This is a genomic window from Chitinophaga hostae (genome assembly GCF_018224885.1).
Classification (GTDB): domain Bacteria; phylum Bacteroidota; class Bacteroidia; order Chitinophagales; family Chitinophagaceae; genus Chitinophaga; species Chitinophaga hostae.
This window is the reverse complement of sequence record NZ_JAGTXB010000029.1, coordinates 1-14463: the sequence shown is the minus strand read 5'-3', so window position 1 is coordinate 14463 and position 14463 is coordinate 1. Positions and strand designations below refer to the sequence as shown.

Annotated in this window: 11 protein-coding genes; 7 read left to right on the top strand and 4 right to left on the bottom strand. The window is 47.5% G+C overall.

Annotated elements, in window-relative coordinates:
- Positions 1-1716 carry an ATP-binding response regulator gene (locus tag KE626_RS32745; protein WP_211977307.1) on the bottom strand — a complete coding sequence of 572 codons (1716 nt, stop codon included), beginning with the start codon at positions 1714-1716 and terminating at the stop codon, positions 1-3.
- A gap of 610 nt (positions 1717-2326) precedes the next feature.
- Between KE626_RS32745 and KE626_RS32740 the strand changes: the two genes are divergently transcribed.
- The 4 genes from KE626_RS32740 to KE626_RS32725 all read left to right on the top strand — a co-directional run bounded on the left by KE626_RS32740 (position 2327) and on the right by KE626_RS32725 (position 6291).
- A complete protein-coding gene (locus KE626_RS32740; RefSeq protein ID WP_211977306.1) occupies positions 2327-3556 on the top strand; it encodes a PepSY-associated TM helix domain-containing protein in 1230 nt (409 codons plus the stop codon).
- A gap of 192 nt (positions 3557-3748) precedes the next feature.
- Positions 3749-4093 carry a nuclear transport factor 2 family protein gene (locus KE626_RS32735; protein WP_211977305.1) on the top strand — a complete coding sequence of 115 codons (345 nt, stop codon included), beginning with the start codon at positions 3749-3751 and terminating at the stop codon, positions 4091-4093.
- Between the two features lie 81 nt (positions 4094-4174).
- The gene (locus KE626_RS32730; protein WP_211977304.1) at positions 4175-5110 is read left to right on the top strand and encodes an NADP-dependent oxidoreductase; all 936 of its coding nucleotides are present in this window, start codon (positions 4175-4177) and stop codon (positions 5108-5110) included.
- A 308-nt stretch (positions 5111-5418) separates the two neighbouring features.
- Entirely contained in the window at positions 5419-6291 is an 873-nt protein-coding gene (locus KE626_RS32725) for an EamA family transporter (RefSeq protein WP_211977303.1), read from the top strand.
- Positions 6292-6365: 74 nt separating this feature from the next.
- On the opposite strand, the gene KE626_RS32720 is transcribed toward KE626_RS32725, so the two are convergent.
- The 3 genes from KE626_RS32720 to KE626_RS32710 form a co-directional block, all read right to left on the bottom strand.
- The gene (locus tag KE626_RS32720; RefSeq protein WP_211977302.1) at positions 6366-6773 is read right to left on the bottom strand and encodes a hypothetical protein; all 408 of its coding nucleotides are present in this window, start codon (positions 6771-6773) and stop codon (positions 6366-6368) included.
- A gap of 11 nt (positions 6774-6784) precedes the next feature.
- Positions 6785-7423 (bottom strand): tlde1 domain-containing protein, encoded by a 639-nt coding sequence (locus KE626_RS32715; RefSeq protein ID WP_211977301.1) that lies wholly within the window; start codon positions 7421-7423, stop codon positions 6785-6787.
- Between the two features lie 101 nt (positions 7424-7524).
- Complete coding sequence (locus KE626_RS32710; protein ID WP_211977300.1) at positions 7525-8103, bottom strand: RNA polymerase sigma factor; 579 nt, start codon at positions 8101-8103, stop codon at positions 7525-7527.
- A gap of 160 nt (positions 8104-8263) precedes the next feature.
- Here KE626_RS32710 and KE626_RS32705 point away from each other — a divergent pair, with 160 nt between their 5' ends.
- The 3 genes from KE626_RS32705 to KE626_RS32695 form a co-directional block, all read left to right on the top strand.
- Positions 8264-9274 (top strand): FecR family protein, encoded by a 1011-nt coding sequence (locus KE626_RS32705; protein ID WP_211977299.1) that lies wholly within the window; start codon positions 8264-8266, stop codon positions 9272-9274.
- A gap of 262 nt (positions 9275-9536) precedes the next feature.
- On the top strand, positions 9537-12797 hold the full coding sequence (locus KE626_RS32700) for a SusC/RagA family TonB-linked outer membrane protein (protein WP_211977298.1): 3261 nt from the start codon (positions 9537-9539) through the stop codon (positions 12795-12797).
- A 22-nt stretch (positions 12798-12819) separates the two neighbouring features.
- Positions 12820-14463: RagB/SusD family nutrient uptake outer membrane protein (locus KE626_RS32695; protein ID WP_211977297.1), on the top strand; the 1644-nt coding region annotated here is incomplete at its 3' end.

The window sequence follows — 14463 nt, the reverse complement described above, 5'->3', positions numbered from 1 at the left end:
TCATGCCATTACCACCAGGTCTTTCAGGATACAGTACAGTTGTTCGATATTTACCGGTTTGCTTAAAAATCCGTCGGCGCCGGAAGCGATCACTTCTTCTCTTACTTCACTGTAACAGTTACCTGATACCAGTATGAAGGGGATCTGTTTTAATTTCGGATCTGCTTTAAATTGTGACAGCATTTCTGTGCCGCTTACATGCGGCATGATCATATCCATGAGTATGGCATCTGGTTCATGCATACGGGCTTTGACAATACCCTGCGCCCCGGAGTCGGCCAGCAGCACTTCTATTCCCATACGTTGCAGTGCCAGCGAAAATGCGAGGTGGTTAAGATGATCATCATCTACCACCAATACCTTTAAGCCATGTAACAGGGAAAAATCAATAGCGGTAGTTTCCAATGCAGGTGCGATAGTGGTTTCTACCGGCATGCGCAGGGTAAAGATGCTGCCGCCATCTGGGTTATCATTTACCGTAAGATCGCCGTTCATCATGCGTGCCATATGGCGTGCGATCGGCAATCCCAATCCGCTCGATTCTGCCTGTTGCCCACGTTCGCTCACATACGGTTCAAAGATGTGTTCTTTTTTCTCCGCGGGGATACCATTTCCCTGATCGGCGACGGAAAAAAACAGCTGGTTATTTTTGATAACTGCTCTTACAGTGATGATGGAGTGGACGGTAGTGAACTTGATGGCGTTACTGAGTAAATTTACGATGATGGTACGGAGTTTTGATTTATCTGCCAGGATATACTCAGGCAGGTTGCCACCGAAGGAAATATTGATATGTACGGATCTTCTTTTAGCGAGATATTCATAGGTATCGCAAAGTTGCCGTATCCAGCCGGTGAACAGGAAAGGGGAGTTGCTGATTTCATCTTTCCCTTCCTCGATCTTTGACCAGCCCAGGGCGTTACTCATCACCAGCTGCATATCCTGGCAGGCAAAGTGAATGGCTTCCAGGTGCGCAATACCTACCTGTACGGACCGCCTGCCAGGATCGGCGGTTTCAATATAGTTTTGAAGGATACTGTTTACCACGTTGAGGGGCGACCTGATTTCATGGGTAGTTTCCCGTACATAGATCCGCATGGCCTGGTTGGTTTTATCCAGCTGGTTCACCAGCAGCTGCAGCTGTTTGTTCTGATGCCGGCTTTCCTTTGTAAAATAGTACAGGACCGTGCCATTCAGGAAAGTGGCGGATAGGATAACAAGCCAGTGAAGGATCGCTTCGGTATCTTTCTCCAGCGGAATAGCCTTTATCAGCGGGTGACGGTAGTTCATCTCAATCAGCAGCATTACCAGGGCGCTGCTGGTGAGTACCAGCCCTTGTGCCAGCGGTTTATGATATACCAGGAATACACAAAAAGCCAGGAAGGGGGCAAACAGGTATATTTGTGAGGCAGGTCCGAGTAATATGCCAAAATACCATATAGAGATGCTGTGTAAAAGAAACATTAACTGTTGGCCATATTCCGGCCGGCCATGCCGGGTGATCAGTAATATGGAGAGGAACAGGGCGCTTTCTGCCATGGCAGGGTAAAAGATCAGGCTGGCGCCGGTCAGGTAATAAAGCACACAGCCTAACATAAAGGCAAGCAGACTCGCGCCTATGGCCAGGGAATTGACAATCTTTATCATCCGTGCGGTTGTTTCATTTGCTTCAGTGCTAAGATCCGTGCTCCTGGGCGATATATTATTTATTTTCATAGTTATCCAGGTTTTCAATTCAAAAAAGGGGTTGCAGGTGTTCTCCTGAGTGTCGCATTCAAATTAGAGGAATGCAGATTATCAATTGTAAATTCTTTGTTAACAACATCGTTGTTTTGATAGAAGTTTAAAGTTACCGGGTGAAGATTTTAACAAGAAACGCACATTTTTTGGCGGGTTATAAACAGGGTGTTCATATCAAAATAAAAAAATATATAGGAAAGATTTTTTCTGTTCCCGGCAGTTTAATTGTCTTGTACTGAGAGGTATGTCTAACGTATACGCATAATCGAAATATGCGCCGTTCGCAATCCGGAAAAATTAAGCCGCTCAGAAATTCCCGATATCGAAAATGGTTTGTTGAATTTTCGGATACTTTTGCAGCAGACATTAATACCTATAATACTGATACTGTATGCGGCGCCTGTAATCCATGCTGACAGGACACGCTTTCATACGCTTTAGCCCACCACACCGCCAGGCCGCCAACGCCGGCGGGATATAAAACCGGTATTATAACGATAATGGATACACGTGGTGTAATGGCAGGAAGCAATATGATAACATCGGTTACAAAGTGGAATATTAATTATCCGTTTAAGCAGAAAATATGAGTGTCCCTTCCAAAAAATCCACCGGGAAGAAACCTGGTTCCCGGTCATTGTTTTATCGTATATCCGCCTGGCTGCATCTCTGGCTGGGGTTTGTGTCGGGAATCATTGTAGTGATCATCTGTGTAACCGGCTGCATCTACGTATTCAATGAGGAAATTACCGGCTGGATGGAACCGGAAACAAATATCCAGGTACAATCACAGCCGCTGATCATGCCTTCGCAGATCATGGCCGTAGCAGGTAAAGTGTATCCGGGCAAACAGGTGGGATACGTATTATATAAAGAGGGGAAGGCAGTGGAAGCTAATATTGGTGGCCGCCGCGGCGGATCTACACTCAAACTGCATCCCTATACCGGCGCGGTCATCAGTAAGACCGACCGTAAAGAAGGAGAGCTTAGCTTTTTCCGCTGGGTTTTAAATGGTCATCGTTTTCTTTGGCTGCCTTACAAAATAGGACGACCCATTATCAACTACAGCACGCTGATCTGTGTAATTACGCTGTTCAGCGGACTGGTATTATGGTGGCCTAAGAAATGGACAAAAAGCACCCGCAACCAAAGCTTCAAAGTGAAATGGGGCGCCAGTTTTAAACGGGTAAACTATGACCTGCATAATGTATTTGGTTTTTATGCCCTGTTATTTCTTTTCGCCATTGGCGTTACCGGGATGGTATATGGACTGGAATGGTGGAGCAAAGGATTGTATTGGGCCACCTCCGGCGGCCGGCCGATGCCGGAATTTGTGGAGCTGAAATCGGACTCTCTGCAGGCGGGAAAAAAGCATTTTGATAACCTTGGGCAGAAGATGGATATATCCTGGAAAACTACTATCGGCAAACATCCCGAAGCAGCAGGTTTTTACCTGGCCTTCCCCGATACCACCAAGGCACAGGCAGCGATCACGGTGATCGTATATCCTTCAAAAGGACAGTACTACAACAATCAGCGTTACCTCTTTGATCAGCATACACTGGAGCCGCTCACGGGTAATAAATTGTATGAGCAAAGTTATGCAGCAGCAGATTTTGCCGGTAAACTGCGTCGTATGAATTACGATATCCATGTGGGCAGTATACTTGGTTTACCCGGTAAGTTCATGGCCTTCTTTGCCAGCCTGATCGGGGCTACCTTACCCATTACTGGTTTTATTATCTGGTGGGGCAAGGGCAGGAAGAAGAAAACCACAGCGCCGGCTAAAAGAACGGTGCAAACAGCCAGTGCCTGAAGAAATAATCCGTCGTAGATTTGAAGAAAGGGGGCTGCATCTTTATTGATGCGCCCCTTTTTTGACACCCATCATATGATCGATGTACCGCTGCATGCCCCGATTGCGGAATTTTATACCCTCTGAAAGGTGGAATCAGCCCGAAAATTAACGGTATGATTTTTTCGCAGCAATTACTAAAAACAAGGTTTTATGGAAAAGATCAACCACGTTTCGGACAATGCGAAAACAGTACTTTCGCTGATACATGCCATCAATGAGGAAGATTTTGAAACGGCTGCCCGTTTTGCAAATGATGATATGACCTTTGAAGGCGTAATGGGTTCGCGTAATGGTGCAGCCGCTTATTTCGGGGATATGAAGAAAATGAAACTGAAATATGATGTGCAGAAAGTTTTTGCAGACGAGGAAGACGTATGCCTGTTTTATAACCTGGAGATGAGCGGCAAAACCATTTTTGGCTGCGCCTGGTATCATCTTAACGGCGGGAAGGTTAGCAATCTGAAAGTTATCTTTGATCCGCGTCCCTTCCTTTAAAATTTACAGATTTATCCGGTAATTATACAGGCAATAGCGGATACGCGCGCTTACATTTGGGATAATAAAAAGCAGCACATCATGAAAGCTATTATTTTGAAAGAAGCGGGTCCTGCAGATAATTTGCAATTCACTGAACTGGCGGTTCCCACTATTGGAGCGGGAGAAGTACTGGTAAAGGTAAATGCCATCAGCATTAACCCGGTAGATGTAAAGACCCGTGCAGGCAAAGGGAAATGGAACCAGTTAAGGGAAGAAGGCCCGGTAATACTGGGATGGGATATTTCCGGTACGGTAACCGCTACTGAATCACCCTTATTCAAAGTGGGCGATGAGGTATTTGGTATGGTTAATTTTCCGGGGCACGGTAAGGCCTATGCGGAATATGTGGCTGCACCGGCTGCGCATCTGGCGCTGAAACCAACCAACATTTCTCATGAGGAGGCCGCCGCCGCTACATTGGCTGCGCTCACTGCATGGCAGGGTATGACCGGTTTTACGCCGATACTTCCCGGACAAAAAGTGCTGGTACATGCTGCTGCAGGCGGGGTAGGCCATTACGCGGTGCAACTGGCCAAATACTGGGGAGCCTACGTGATCGGTACTTCTTCTGCAACCAATAAAGCAGTGGTCATGGACCTGGGAGCAGATGAACATATCGACTATACCACCCGGCAGCTTGATGATCATGCAAAAGACATCGACTTTGTACTCGATACGTTGGGCGGCGATAATATCGATCGCTCCCTCGCCATCATGAAAAAAAATGGAACGATTGTAAGTCTCCCCTCCGGCCTGAAAGAAGCGGTTGCCGAGAAAGCGCATGCGCAGGGTATTAACGGGCATCCTATGATGGTAGCGTCCAGCGGGGCCGATATGCAAAAGCTGGCTAACTTGCTGGAACAAGGCAAGCTGCGGTCTATAGTATCAAAAACTTTTGCCTTTAATGAAATGGTAAAGGCGCATGAGCAGGTGGAAACCGGGAGAACGGTAGGGAAAGTAATTGTACAGGTATAGCAGTCAGCATATTTTGATGACGCCACCGTTAAGGAACGGTGGCGTTTTTCATTGGAGGCTCCGCGCAATTAAAAAATATTTTCTATCTTGTAACCTTAACAGAAACCATATGCACCGCGTATATTCCAGTACACCTCCTCCAGCTGTTGTTGTTTTGCAGGCAAAATAACCAGCGTTTCTTCTTCTTAGCCGCTGTCCCTCCCGCAGGAGTCAGCAGGTTTGTTGTACCTGTCTAAGTCTTTTTGACCTGGTTATTTTCGTGCACCCATATTTTCCCAAATTCTTCTTTTTCTATACAAACGAAAATAATGACCAGGTATATATTAATGGTTTTCGCCGGGGCGTGCAGCTTCGGTATCCTCTCTACTTTTGTAAAATTAGCGTACCGCGAAGGGTATAATGCTGCTGAAATCTCCGTTACACAAGCCTTCACAGGGATGTTGGTGTTATGGATACTGCTATGGATCTATCGGCAAAACAAACGGTCGATGACCCGTAAGCAATGGGGCTGGCTGCTGCTCACCGGTGCCAGCATCGGGCTAACCAGCTTTGTGTATTATGTGTCGGTGGCCTATATTCCGGCTTCAGTGGCCATCGTGATCCTGATGCAGTTTACCTGGATCGGGTTATTACTGGACTGGTTCTTCTTTCGCAAAAGGCCATCTTTGTTACAGCTCATCACCACAGCGCTGATCCTCACCGGTACCTGGCTGGGCAGCGGATTGGCTACCGGCGGAGGGCAGCAGCTGTCGTTGCAGGGATTGTTGTATGCCGGCGCCTCGGCTTTCCTGTATGCTATTTATGTAATCGCCAACAGCCGGGTGGGTAAACAATTGCATCCGTTGCAAAAAAGTGCGGTGATCATGATGGGATCTACTATCGGCATCTTCCTGGTAAACGCGCAGCAATTGCTGGTCAGCACACACTTTAACACCGGGTTAATCAGGTGGGCATTGTTCCTTGCATTATTCGGGACAATTATTCCACCATTGCTGTTTGCAAAAGGTATCCCTAAAGTAGGTGCTGGCGTGAGTGGCGTGATGATGACGGCAGAGTTGCCGGTTGCCATTATATGTTCGCATATTATACTGAAAGAGCCGGTGAATGGCTGGCAATGGGTCGGCGTGGTGCTAATGCTGTTGTCGATGCTGTTGCTGAATGCACATTATTTTAAGCGGTAATAACGAAGAGGCCGTGTCTTTTTTTGATACGGCCTCTTTAATAATTTATAGCATCGCTGATCAGCATGAGCAGTTTATTTTTCGCTGAAGTTCTCCGACCAGGTTTCCGTAGTGATCTTATCGGGTGCAGGACCGTATGTTACCTTGAACCGAAAAGCACCGCCTCTTTTCTGGTAATCAACCGGGATATCTTTCAGGAGATAGGTCGCTGTTTCATTTTTCTTAGACGCTAATTTCCTGACTACAGCAGCTTTTTCCGGGGCCTTGTTATCAATGTCCAGGGCAATTTCTTCCCATTTATTGTTGTTGCTTTGTTCAAGGCTTATGTAGTAATAAACGGTTTGTTGTCCGTTATTGGTGACGCTGTATTTTACTTCGCTGCCTGTTGTTTTGAGCACCTGTATTTTAACAGGGGCCGGCTGCGCAGCGCAGCTGCCTGCAAAAAAACAGCACCATACCGAAAGCAGGATGCCTATTTTCATATAAATGTATTTTACCATTGTGTTCCTCCGTTTGTAGTGGTACTATCTGATGGGTAATCCACCATTAAAGCAATTTTTGTAAAACCTTTTCTTATCTGCAGTAATTTATCAAATAAGGTGGGCTCAGTTTCAATACAACCATGACTGTACCCTTTGTGCGAGTCGTGCAGGTAAAAATTATTCCTGCCATGTGTGCGGGTGCTTTTGTCTGGGAAGAGCCTGGCCCTGGTATTGCCCCAACCGGGATAAATAAGGGTTTGGCCGGTGGTGGTAGTAAACATTTTGGGCAAACGCTCGATTCCGCCTTTCGGATTTGCAAGAATTTCCCCTGTTCTGGGGTCTGCCTTCGCAATCCTGTTCGGGTTGGGAAGCAGCAATATCCAGTATTTGCCTTCGGGTAGCGGGCCCTGGTCTTTCATCGTTGATTCACGGGCAACCTGGTGACCGGGCAAGCCGGACGTTGCTTTGTAAGAGGCCAGCAAGGCGCCTTTCTGGCCGTAGCTGCCGCTATAAAGATTAATGTGTTGTCCGTCATAAAGCAGCCATTCGCTATGGGTATGCTGAAAGGCGAGGGTCATATCGCCGGCATCCGGGTCGCGCTTCAGTATTTTCAATAATTGACTGGTTTCGATGTCGCCAAGGGTAAACATGGGAAATGGATTATATCGTTAATTTACGCTTTTTAGCATAAATCATCATAATAGTGGCGATTTTTTTAGTAAGTGGTGGTGAGGATGCGGGCGCCGCCTTGCTAATGATAAAAGATCACTGACAGCGCCAGCAATAGTCCGTAATCTTTGAATTCCTGCCGCATGACCTGTAATGATTTCCCCATATGCTTTTCCACCGCCTTAACGGAAATGCCTAAACGTTGTGCAATCTCCTTGTTGGAAAGATGATCGCGGCGGCTTAGCAGGAATACTTCCCGGCTTCGTTCCGTTAATTTGTCGAGTGCCAGTACAAATCTTTTTTCCAGCAGTTTATAATCGTAGGTGTTATCTGTTTCCGCTGTTTTTTCTATAGGGAGATGTTGATGATGCTGCTGATGGAGCAGGGAGTTCCGGAGCTCATTGAGTATGCGGTTGCGCAGGGCGCTGTGAAGATAGGCGCTGAGATTTTTTATCTCCGGCAGGGCAGCGCGTTTTTTGTAAAGGGTAATAAAGATGTCCTGCAGTATATCTTCCAGCAGGTGCGGCACGGGGAATTTCTTACAGGCATGGCTATACAGTGCTGCCGCGTGGCGCTGATACAAGGTCTCAAATGCCTTGTTATCATTGTTCGCCAGTAGTGCCAGTAATGCTTCGTCCTGTAATGCAATATATTCCGTCATTCGTACCACTTATGCCGGTATCGCAGGGGATCCGGCTGCCAGAAAGGGCATAAGATATAAAAAAATGGAGGGATCCGGTTCATCCGCCAGAAAATAAATTTTGAAAAGGGGGTAGGGTAGTAATAAAGTGTGGTGTCTATACCTACAGACAACCAAAATAATGAGTGACCAACAACTGATAGGGCTACTGGAAAAATACCTGCAGGGCAATGCTACGGAAGAAGAGCGGACGGCGCTGGAATCCTGGTATGATGAATACAGGTCGGCCCAAATGCCGGATACAGGCTTCTCCCAACCGGATCTGTTACAGATGTACCATACTATTACCGACCAGCTGAAAAGGGATGGAGAGTGGCAGGAAGCACCGGTGCATAAAATAAAACCACGCTGGTGGCGTATGGCTGCGGCAGCAGTATTGCTGCTGGTAGCGGGCGCCGGCATATGGCTGCTGGTACCGCATGCCGACCGGCAGCTGGCGATGGATACCAGGGATGGCGTCCGGAAAAAAGTAATGCTGGAAGATGGCACCCAGGTATGGCTGAATGTAGGCAGTCACCTGACCTATCCCGCCAATATCGGCAGCAGCCGCAGAGACGTGTATCTGAATGGGGAAGCATTTTTTGAAGTGGCAAAGAAGGAAACCCGGCCTTTTGTGATCCACACCACGGATATGAATATACAGGTACTGGGTACCCGTTTTAATGTAAAAGCCTATGAGGGCGACGGTAGCATAGAAACCACACTGGTAGACGGTCGCGTAGCCGTGAACCGCAATGGCAACAGCCTGGTACTGGAGCCGGGAGAAAAAGCCATCCTAAAAAAGAAAGACAGGGTTAAGGGTGAATTGTCAACAGGGAGCCGTATCGTAGACTGGGGTGATGTGCTGGTGATCGTAGAAAAAGTAGCAACGGACGTTACCAATAAAAAAGCGACCGAATTGGTTTGGATGGACGACCGCCTGGAATTCAGGGATAAGTCGTTCCCGGAACTGGTAAAGCTGATGAGCCGTTGGTACGACCGGAAAATCATTTTAACTGATACGTTCCCTTCTGATTACCGGTTTAAAGGCACTTTTAAAAAGGAAACCGTAACAGAAGTATTAAAGGCATTGCAGGTAACTGCCGATTTTAATTATACAATAAAGGGAGATTCTATCTATATACACCATTAGTCAACCAGATCATAAAAACAGTAACACGATGAAAAATTATTACCGGGTTCCACAAACACCTGTATAACCACACTCTTTCCGCCAAAGAAGAAGGGAAGTGTCGCCACACTTCCCCTTAAAAGCTAAACATGGAACGAAACAAGTTGTCCGTGCGGGATTTTCATTGTTTCAAATGTCTAACGTTCAAATCAAATGTATGAAAAAAACGCTGTGTTTAAAAACAGCCCTTTCCAACTATTTAGTGAGAAAAATATTCTTGTGTATGAAGCTTTGCCTCATCCTGATTACTGTTTTCATGCTACAGGTACGTGCTGATGTACATTCACAAAGCAGGTTTTCGCTTAACAGCCGCCAGATCGCGCTGCATAAGCTGCTGGAGTGGGTGGAAACAAAAAGTGAGTATCGTTTCCTGTACAATTACAAAACTTTTCCGAAAGATGAAAAGGTAGACGTCAATTTTAAAGACGCTACCCTGCCGGAAATCCTCGACAGGGTACTGGCTAAAAACTTCCGGTATAAAATGCTGGAAGGAGGATTGGTGGCTATTTCCGAAAGTACAGCTGATATAACGGTAACGGGGAAGGTGCTGGCAGAAAATGGCCAGGAGCTGCCCGGCGTAAGCATTCAGCTGAAAGGTACGGGCAGGGGAACGGCAACAGATGTAGAAGGCAACTTTAAAATAACGGTACCAGAAAACGGTATTCTCCTCATTTCCTTCCTGGGCTATGAGCCAAAGGAAGTGCCGGTGAAAGGCAATACCCAGCTGCCGGTAATTAAACTCAAACCTTCTGAAGCAGGATTGAATGAAGTAGTGGTGCTGGGATACGGACAAAAACAAACCCGGCAAAGTATTACCGGCGCTGTATCCAGTATACAAACAAAAGAGCTCAAACAAAGCCCGGTGGCCAACCTGTCGAATGCGCTGGCGGGTCGTTTACCAGGCCTCATTACGGCACAGCACTCCGGCCGTCCCGGCAGTGATGATGCACAACTGTTTATCCGCGGTATCAGCACTACCGGCGCCACCAATCCACTCGTGGTAATTGATGGTTTGCCAAGAGGCGACGCTAATATCGGTCAGCTGGATCCCAACGAAATAGAATCGGTATCTATCCTGAAAGATGCGTCTTCCACTGCATTGTATGGTATACAGGGGGCGAACGGTATTGTACTGGTAACCACCAAACGCGGTAAAGACGGGCCTCCCAACATCCAGGTAAATATGCAGTATGCATTGCAGCAACCTACAAATTTTCCACGCTTCCTCAGCTCTTATGAGTCCGGCCTGCTGGAAAATGAAGCTGCCAAAAATGATGGCATGCCCGCTGTATTTACCGACCAGGAACTGGAATATTATAAAACAGGACTGAAGCCTTACGACTATCCCAACACAGACTGGTACACCGAAATGATCCGGAAAAACTCACCGCAGAAAACCCTGAACATCAATATCGGTGGTGGTTCCCGTTACGTAAAATATTTTGTATCCGGCTCTTACCTGCGGCAGGAACCCATTTATAATCACGCCAACGAAAATATCTATGGCATCAAATACAAATACGACCGTTTTAATTTCCGGTCTAACGTAGATATTACCCTCGATAAAAATACAGACCTGCAGGTAGATCTGGCTTCGCGGCTGGAAAACAGGACAAGCCCTTCCGCCGACAGAGGCAATAACGAATTTTTCCTGGTATTGCTGTCGCAGATGACCAACCGGTTAACGCCCAGGCTGAACCCGAATGGCTCCATTGCTTCCGGTACTTTGCGGGAAGACTTCTACAACCCTTATGGTGTTATCACCCGCAACGGTTACCTTGATGCCTACTGGCACAGCACCAACGGAAGCGTGGCGCTTACCCGTAAGCTGGATTTCATTACGCCGGGACTGAAAGTAAAAGGGTTGTTCACCTTTGAAAACTATGGTGATATCAACTTCGCACTGGACCAGGAATTCGACTCCTACCGCTACAAATCAGTACCAGGTGGAGAAGGTACCTATACCCAGCACCGCAAGGCTACCAGCCTGCAACGCTCGGGAGCTTCCAGCGGTGAACGGTATTATTATTACGACCTGAAACTGATGTATGACCGTAGTTTCGGGAAGCATGCCTTCAGTGGATTAGCGCTGTTTAACCGCAATTACCGCTCACAGTCCGGTAACCTGCCAAGGGTATACGAAGGCTTTGTAGGCCGCGTGGCGTATAACTATGCTACTAAATATTACCTGGAGTTTAATGCCGGCTACAATGGTTCAGAGAACTTTCCTCCGGGCAAACGCTATGGCTTCTTCCCGGCATTGTCTGCCGCCTGGGTGCTGAGCAATGAAAATTTTATGAAGGATCAAACCATGTTCAGCTTCCTGAAAATGCGCTTCTCGCATGGTTATGTGGGTAACGACCAGATAGGAGGTGATCGTTGGTTATACCTGTCGGATTATGCGCGCGGAAGCGGCTTCACCTTTGGAAGCGTTGCTACCGGCGTTGGCGGCTATTATGAAAACAGGGTGGGCAATACTGCTATTACCTGGGAAAAAGCGGCTAAAACCAACCTGGGTATTGAAAGCGGTTTTATGAAAGATAAGCTGAAGTTTTCCGTAGATATTTTTAATGAACTGCGTAAAGACATTCTCGTATATGCGGGTACTATTCCCGGTTACATGGGTATCACCGCATCCCTGAACCGTAACATGGGCCGCATCAGGAACAGGGGGATAGAAGGGGAGCTGAACCTGTATACGAATGCAGGCCCGGTAGGCATTTTTTCCAAGCTGAATTACCAGTATGTAAAAAATGAAATCCTGGAACAGGACGAACCTAAACTGGCCTATCCTTACCAGAGCGCAGTAGGGCATCCGATCGGGTACGACCTGGGATATATTGCAGAAGGCCTTTTCCAGAACCAGGACGAAATCAACAAGAGCCCCAAACAAACTTTTTCCCCGCTGATACTAGGTGATATCAAATACAAGGATCTGAACAGTGATGGTAAAATTGATGAGGCAGACAGAACGATGTTGCCGATGCTGAACGTGCCGACCAACTATTTCGGCGCCACTTTCGGCATAGACTATAAAGGGCTTGACATCAGCGTATTATTCCAGGGTGCAAGCGGCGGCCGCCAGATATTTTCTTCACAGCTGACCGCCAACTACCGCGAAAGCTATCGCCCTATCCATGAAGGCAGATGGACGCCGGAGAATGCAGCCAACGCCACTTTCCCGGCCCTGCATTTATCGGAGAGCAATATGGCCAACAACTTTATCAGCTCTACTTACTGGATCAGGAAAACAGATTATATAAAATTGAAGAATGCGGAAATAGGCTACCGTTTGCCTGCTCATTTACTGAAGAGCGTAAAAATAAAAAGCGCACGCATATATGTGAATGGTATGAACCTGGTTAGCCGGGATAATGTAAAAGACCTCGGAATAGATCCGGAATCCAATACCGGCGGACGCTGGGGATGGCAACCTTATCCCATTATGCGTGTGTATAATGCCGGCATAACCATCAATCTTTAATCATCTGTGATAAATTATAATGATGAAAAATTCTTTTATAAAAACAGGAATTGCGGCGGTGCTGGTGATGTGTGCAACTGCCTGTGGTAAAAATTATCTCGACAGAAAGCCCAGCGATCTGATCACGGAAAAGGAAGTGTTTTCCAACATTGAAAACGCAGAAGGTTTTGTAAACACCATTTACCAGAGCTTGCCGGGTATGTTTAAACCCGGATCTGCCTGGGGTTTGAGCAGTGCTACTGATGAAACCAACCAGTCCATTGATAACTCTGCTTCCTATCCGGATGCGGGTAACTTTAACACAGGATCTATGAGTCCTGCTAATTTTCCCATGCAAAGCTGGTGGGCAGATTTTTACGGAAAAATCCGTGCCTGTAATAAATTCCTTGCGCAGTACGAGCTGGTACCGCAGGATCCTAACTATCCGCAACGCCGCAACCGGCTTAAGGGAGAGGTGCTATTGCTGCGTGCATATTATTATTTTGAACTGCTGCGTGCCTATGGTGGCGTGCCGTTACTGCTCGATGAAAAAAATCCGTTCGATGACCCGTCAGGGATTTATTTTAAACGCAATAGTATTGATGAAGTGACCAATAGCATCCTCGCGGATCTGAAAGCAGCGGGCGAGTTATTACCTGTGACGTATGGTGATCGTCCTTCCAACTGGGGGCGCGGCTCTAAAATGATTGCCATGGCCCTCGAAGGCCGGTTGCGGTTATTTTACGCCAGTCCTTTGTATAATCCCGCTAACGATGACAGCCGTTGGCAAAGTGCGGCGGTTGCCTGCAAGGCAGCATTGGATACGGCTATCGTAAACGGCTATACGTTGTACGATAATTACAGTGATATCTTTACGCAGTATTTTAACCGCGAAGTGATCTGGAGCCGGCCTGCTCCCGGCGCTTTTGGCGATGGTGGAATAGACCGGGAAATGAATCCCCGCAGTGCCAATGGGTATGGCAGCATCACGCCTTTGCAGGAACTGGTGAACGATTATGAAATGAAGGCTACCGGCTTACCGATCACAGATCCGGCATCCGGCTACAGCGCGCAAAGGCCCTATGATGGGAGAGATCCTCGCTTCTACGCCACTATCCTGTATCCCGGCGCCTCCTGGAAAGGAAAGGTACTGGATCCCAATGGCGCCGATGCTCCCCGCTCCGGGCAAATTGTTACTAACTACTGGCCACGCAAATACCTGCTGCCATCCGTAGATCTGTTTTCCGGTTCCGGCGCCAGCGACCGTAAATGGGTGCTGATCAGAACTGCAGAACTGTACCTCAATTATGCAGAGGCGCAGAATGAAGCCACCGGCCCCGGCGCAGAGATCTATAATGCATTGAATGCTGTGCGCGCCAGGTCCGGTATGCCGGCTATCAGCGGAGGTGACAAAGCCTCCCTGCGCGCAAAAATCCGGCATGAAAGAAGGATAGAGCTGGCCCTGGAAGATCACCGCTTCTGGGATGTACGCCGCTGGAAAATAGCAGAGCAGGTAGATAATAAAGAGGTGCATGGCGTAACGGTTTCCGGTACCGGTAATGTTACCTACACCTACCCGGTAGTGGAGAAGCGGGTGTTTGATCCGAAGAAAAATTACTGGCTCCCGATTCCGCAAAGCGAAATAGATAAGGTAAGCAGCCAGAACCCGGCGTTCACGCAGAATCCA

Excerpts from the sequence above, each read along its gene's own strand:
- KE626_RS32725 (WP_211977303.1), top strand. The coding sequence starts at position 5,419 with ATGACCAGGTATATATTAATGGTTTTCGCCGGGGCGTGCAGCTTCGGT.
- KE626_RS32720 (WP_211977302.1), bottom strand. The coding sequence starts at position 6,773 with ATGAAAATAGGCATCCTGCTTTCGGTATGGTGCTGTTTTTTTGCAGGC.
- KE626_RS32745 (WP_211977307.1), bottom strand. The coding sequence starts at position 1,716 with ATGAAAATAAATAATATATCGCCCAGGAGCACGGATCTTAGCACTGAA.
- KE626_RS32740 (WP_211977306.1), top strand. The coding sequence starts at position 2,327 with ATGAGTGTCCCTTCCAAAAAATCCACCGGGAAGAAACCTGGTTCCCGG.
- KE626_RS32700 (WP_211977298.1), top strand. The coding sequence starts at position 9,537 with ATGAAGCTTTGCCTCATCCTGATTACTGTTTTCATGCTACAGGTACGT.
- KE626_RS32710 (WP_211977300.1), bottom strand. The coding sequence starts at position 8,103 with ATGACGGAATATATTGCATTACAGGACGAAGCATTACTGGCACTACTG.
- KE626_RS32730 (WP_211977304.1), top strand. The coding sequence starts at position 4,175 with ATGAAAGCTATTATTTTGAAAGAAGCGGGTCCTGCAGATAATTTGCAA.
- KE626_RS32735 (WP_211977305.1), top strand. The coding sequence starts at position 3,749 with ATGGAAAAGATCAACCACGTTTCGGACAATGCGAAAACAGTACTTTCG.
- KE626_RS32715 (WP_211977301.1), bottom strand. The coding sequence starts at position 7,423 with ATGTTTACCCTTGGCGACATCGAAACCAGTCAATTATTGAAAATACTG.
- KE626_RS32705 (WP_211977299.1), top strand. The coding sequence starts at position 8,264 with ATGAGTGACCAACAACTGATAGGGCTACTGGAAAAATACCTGCAGGGC.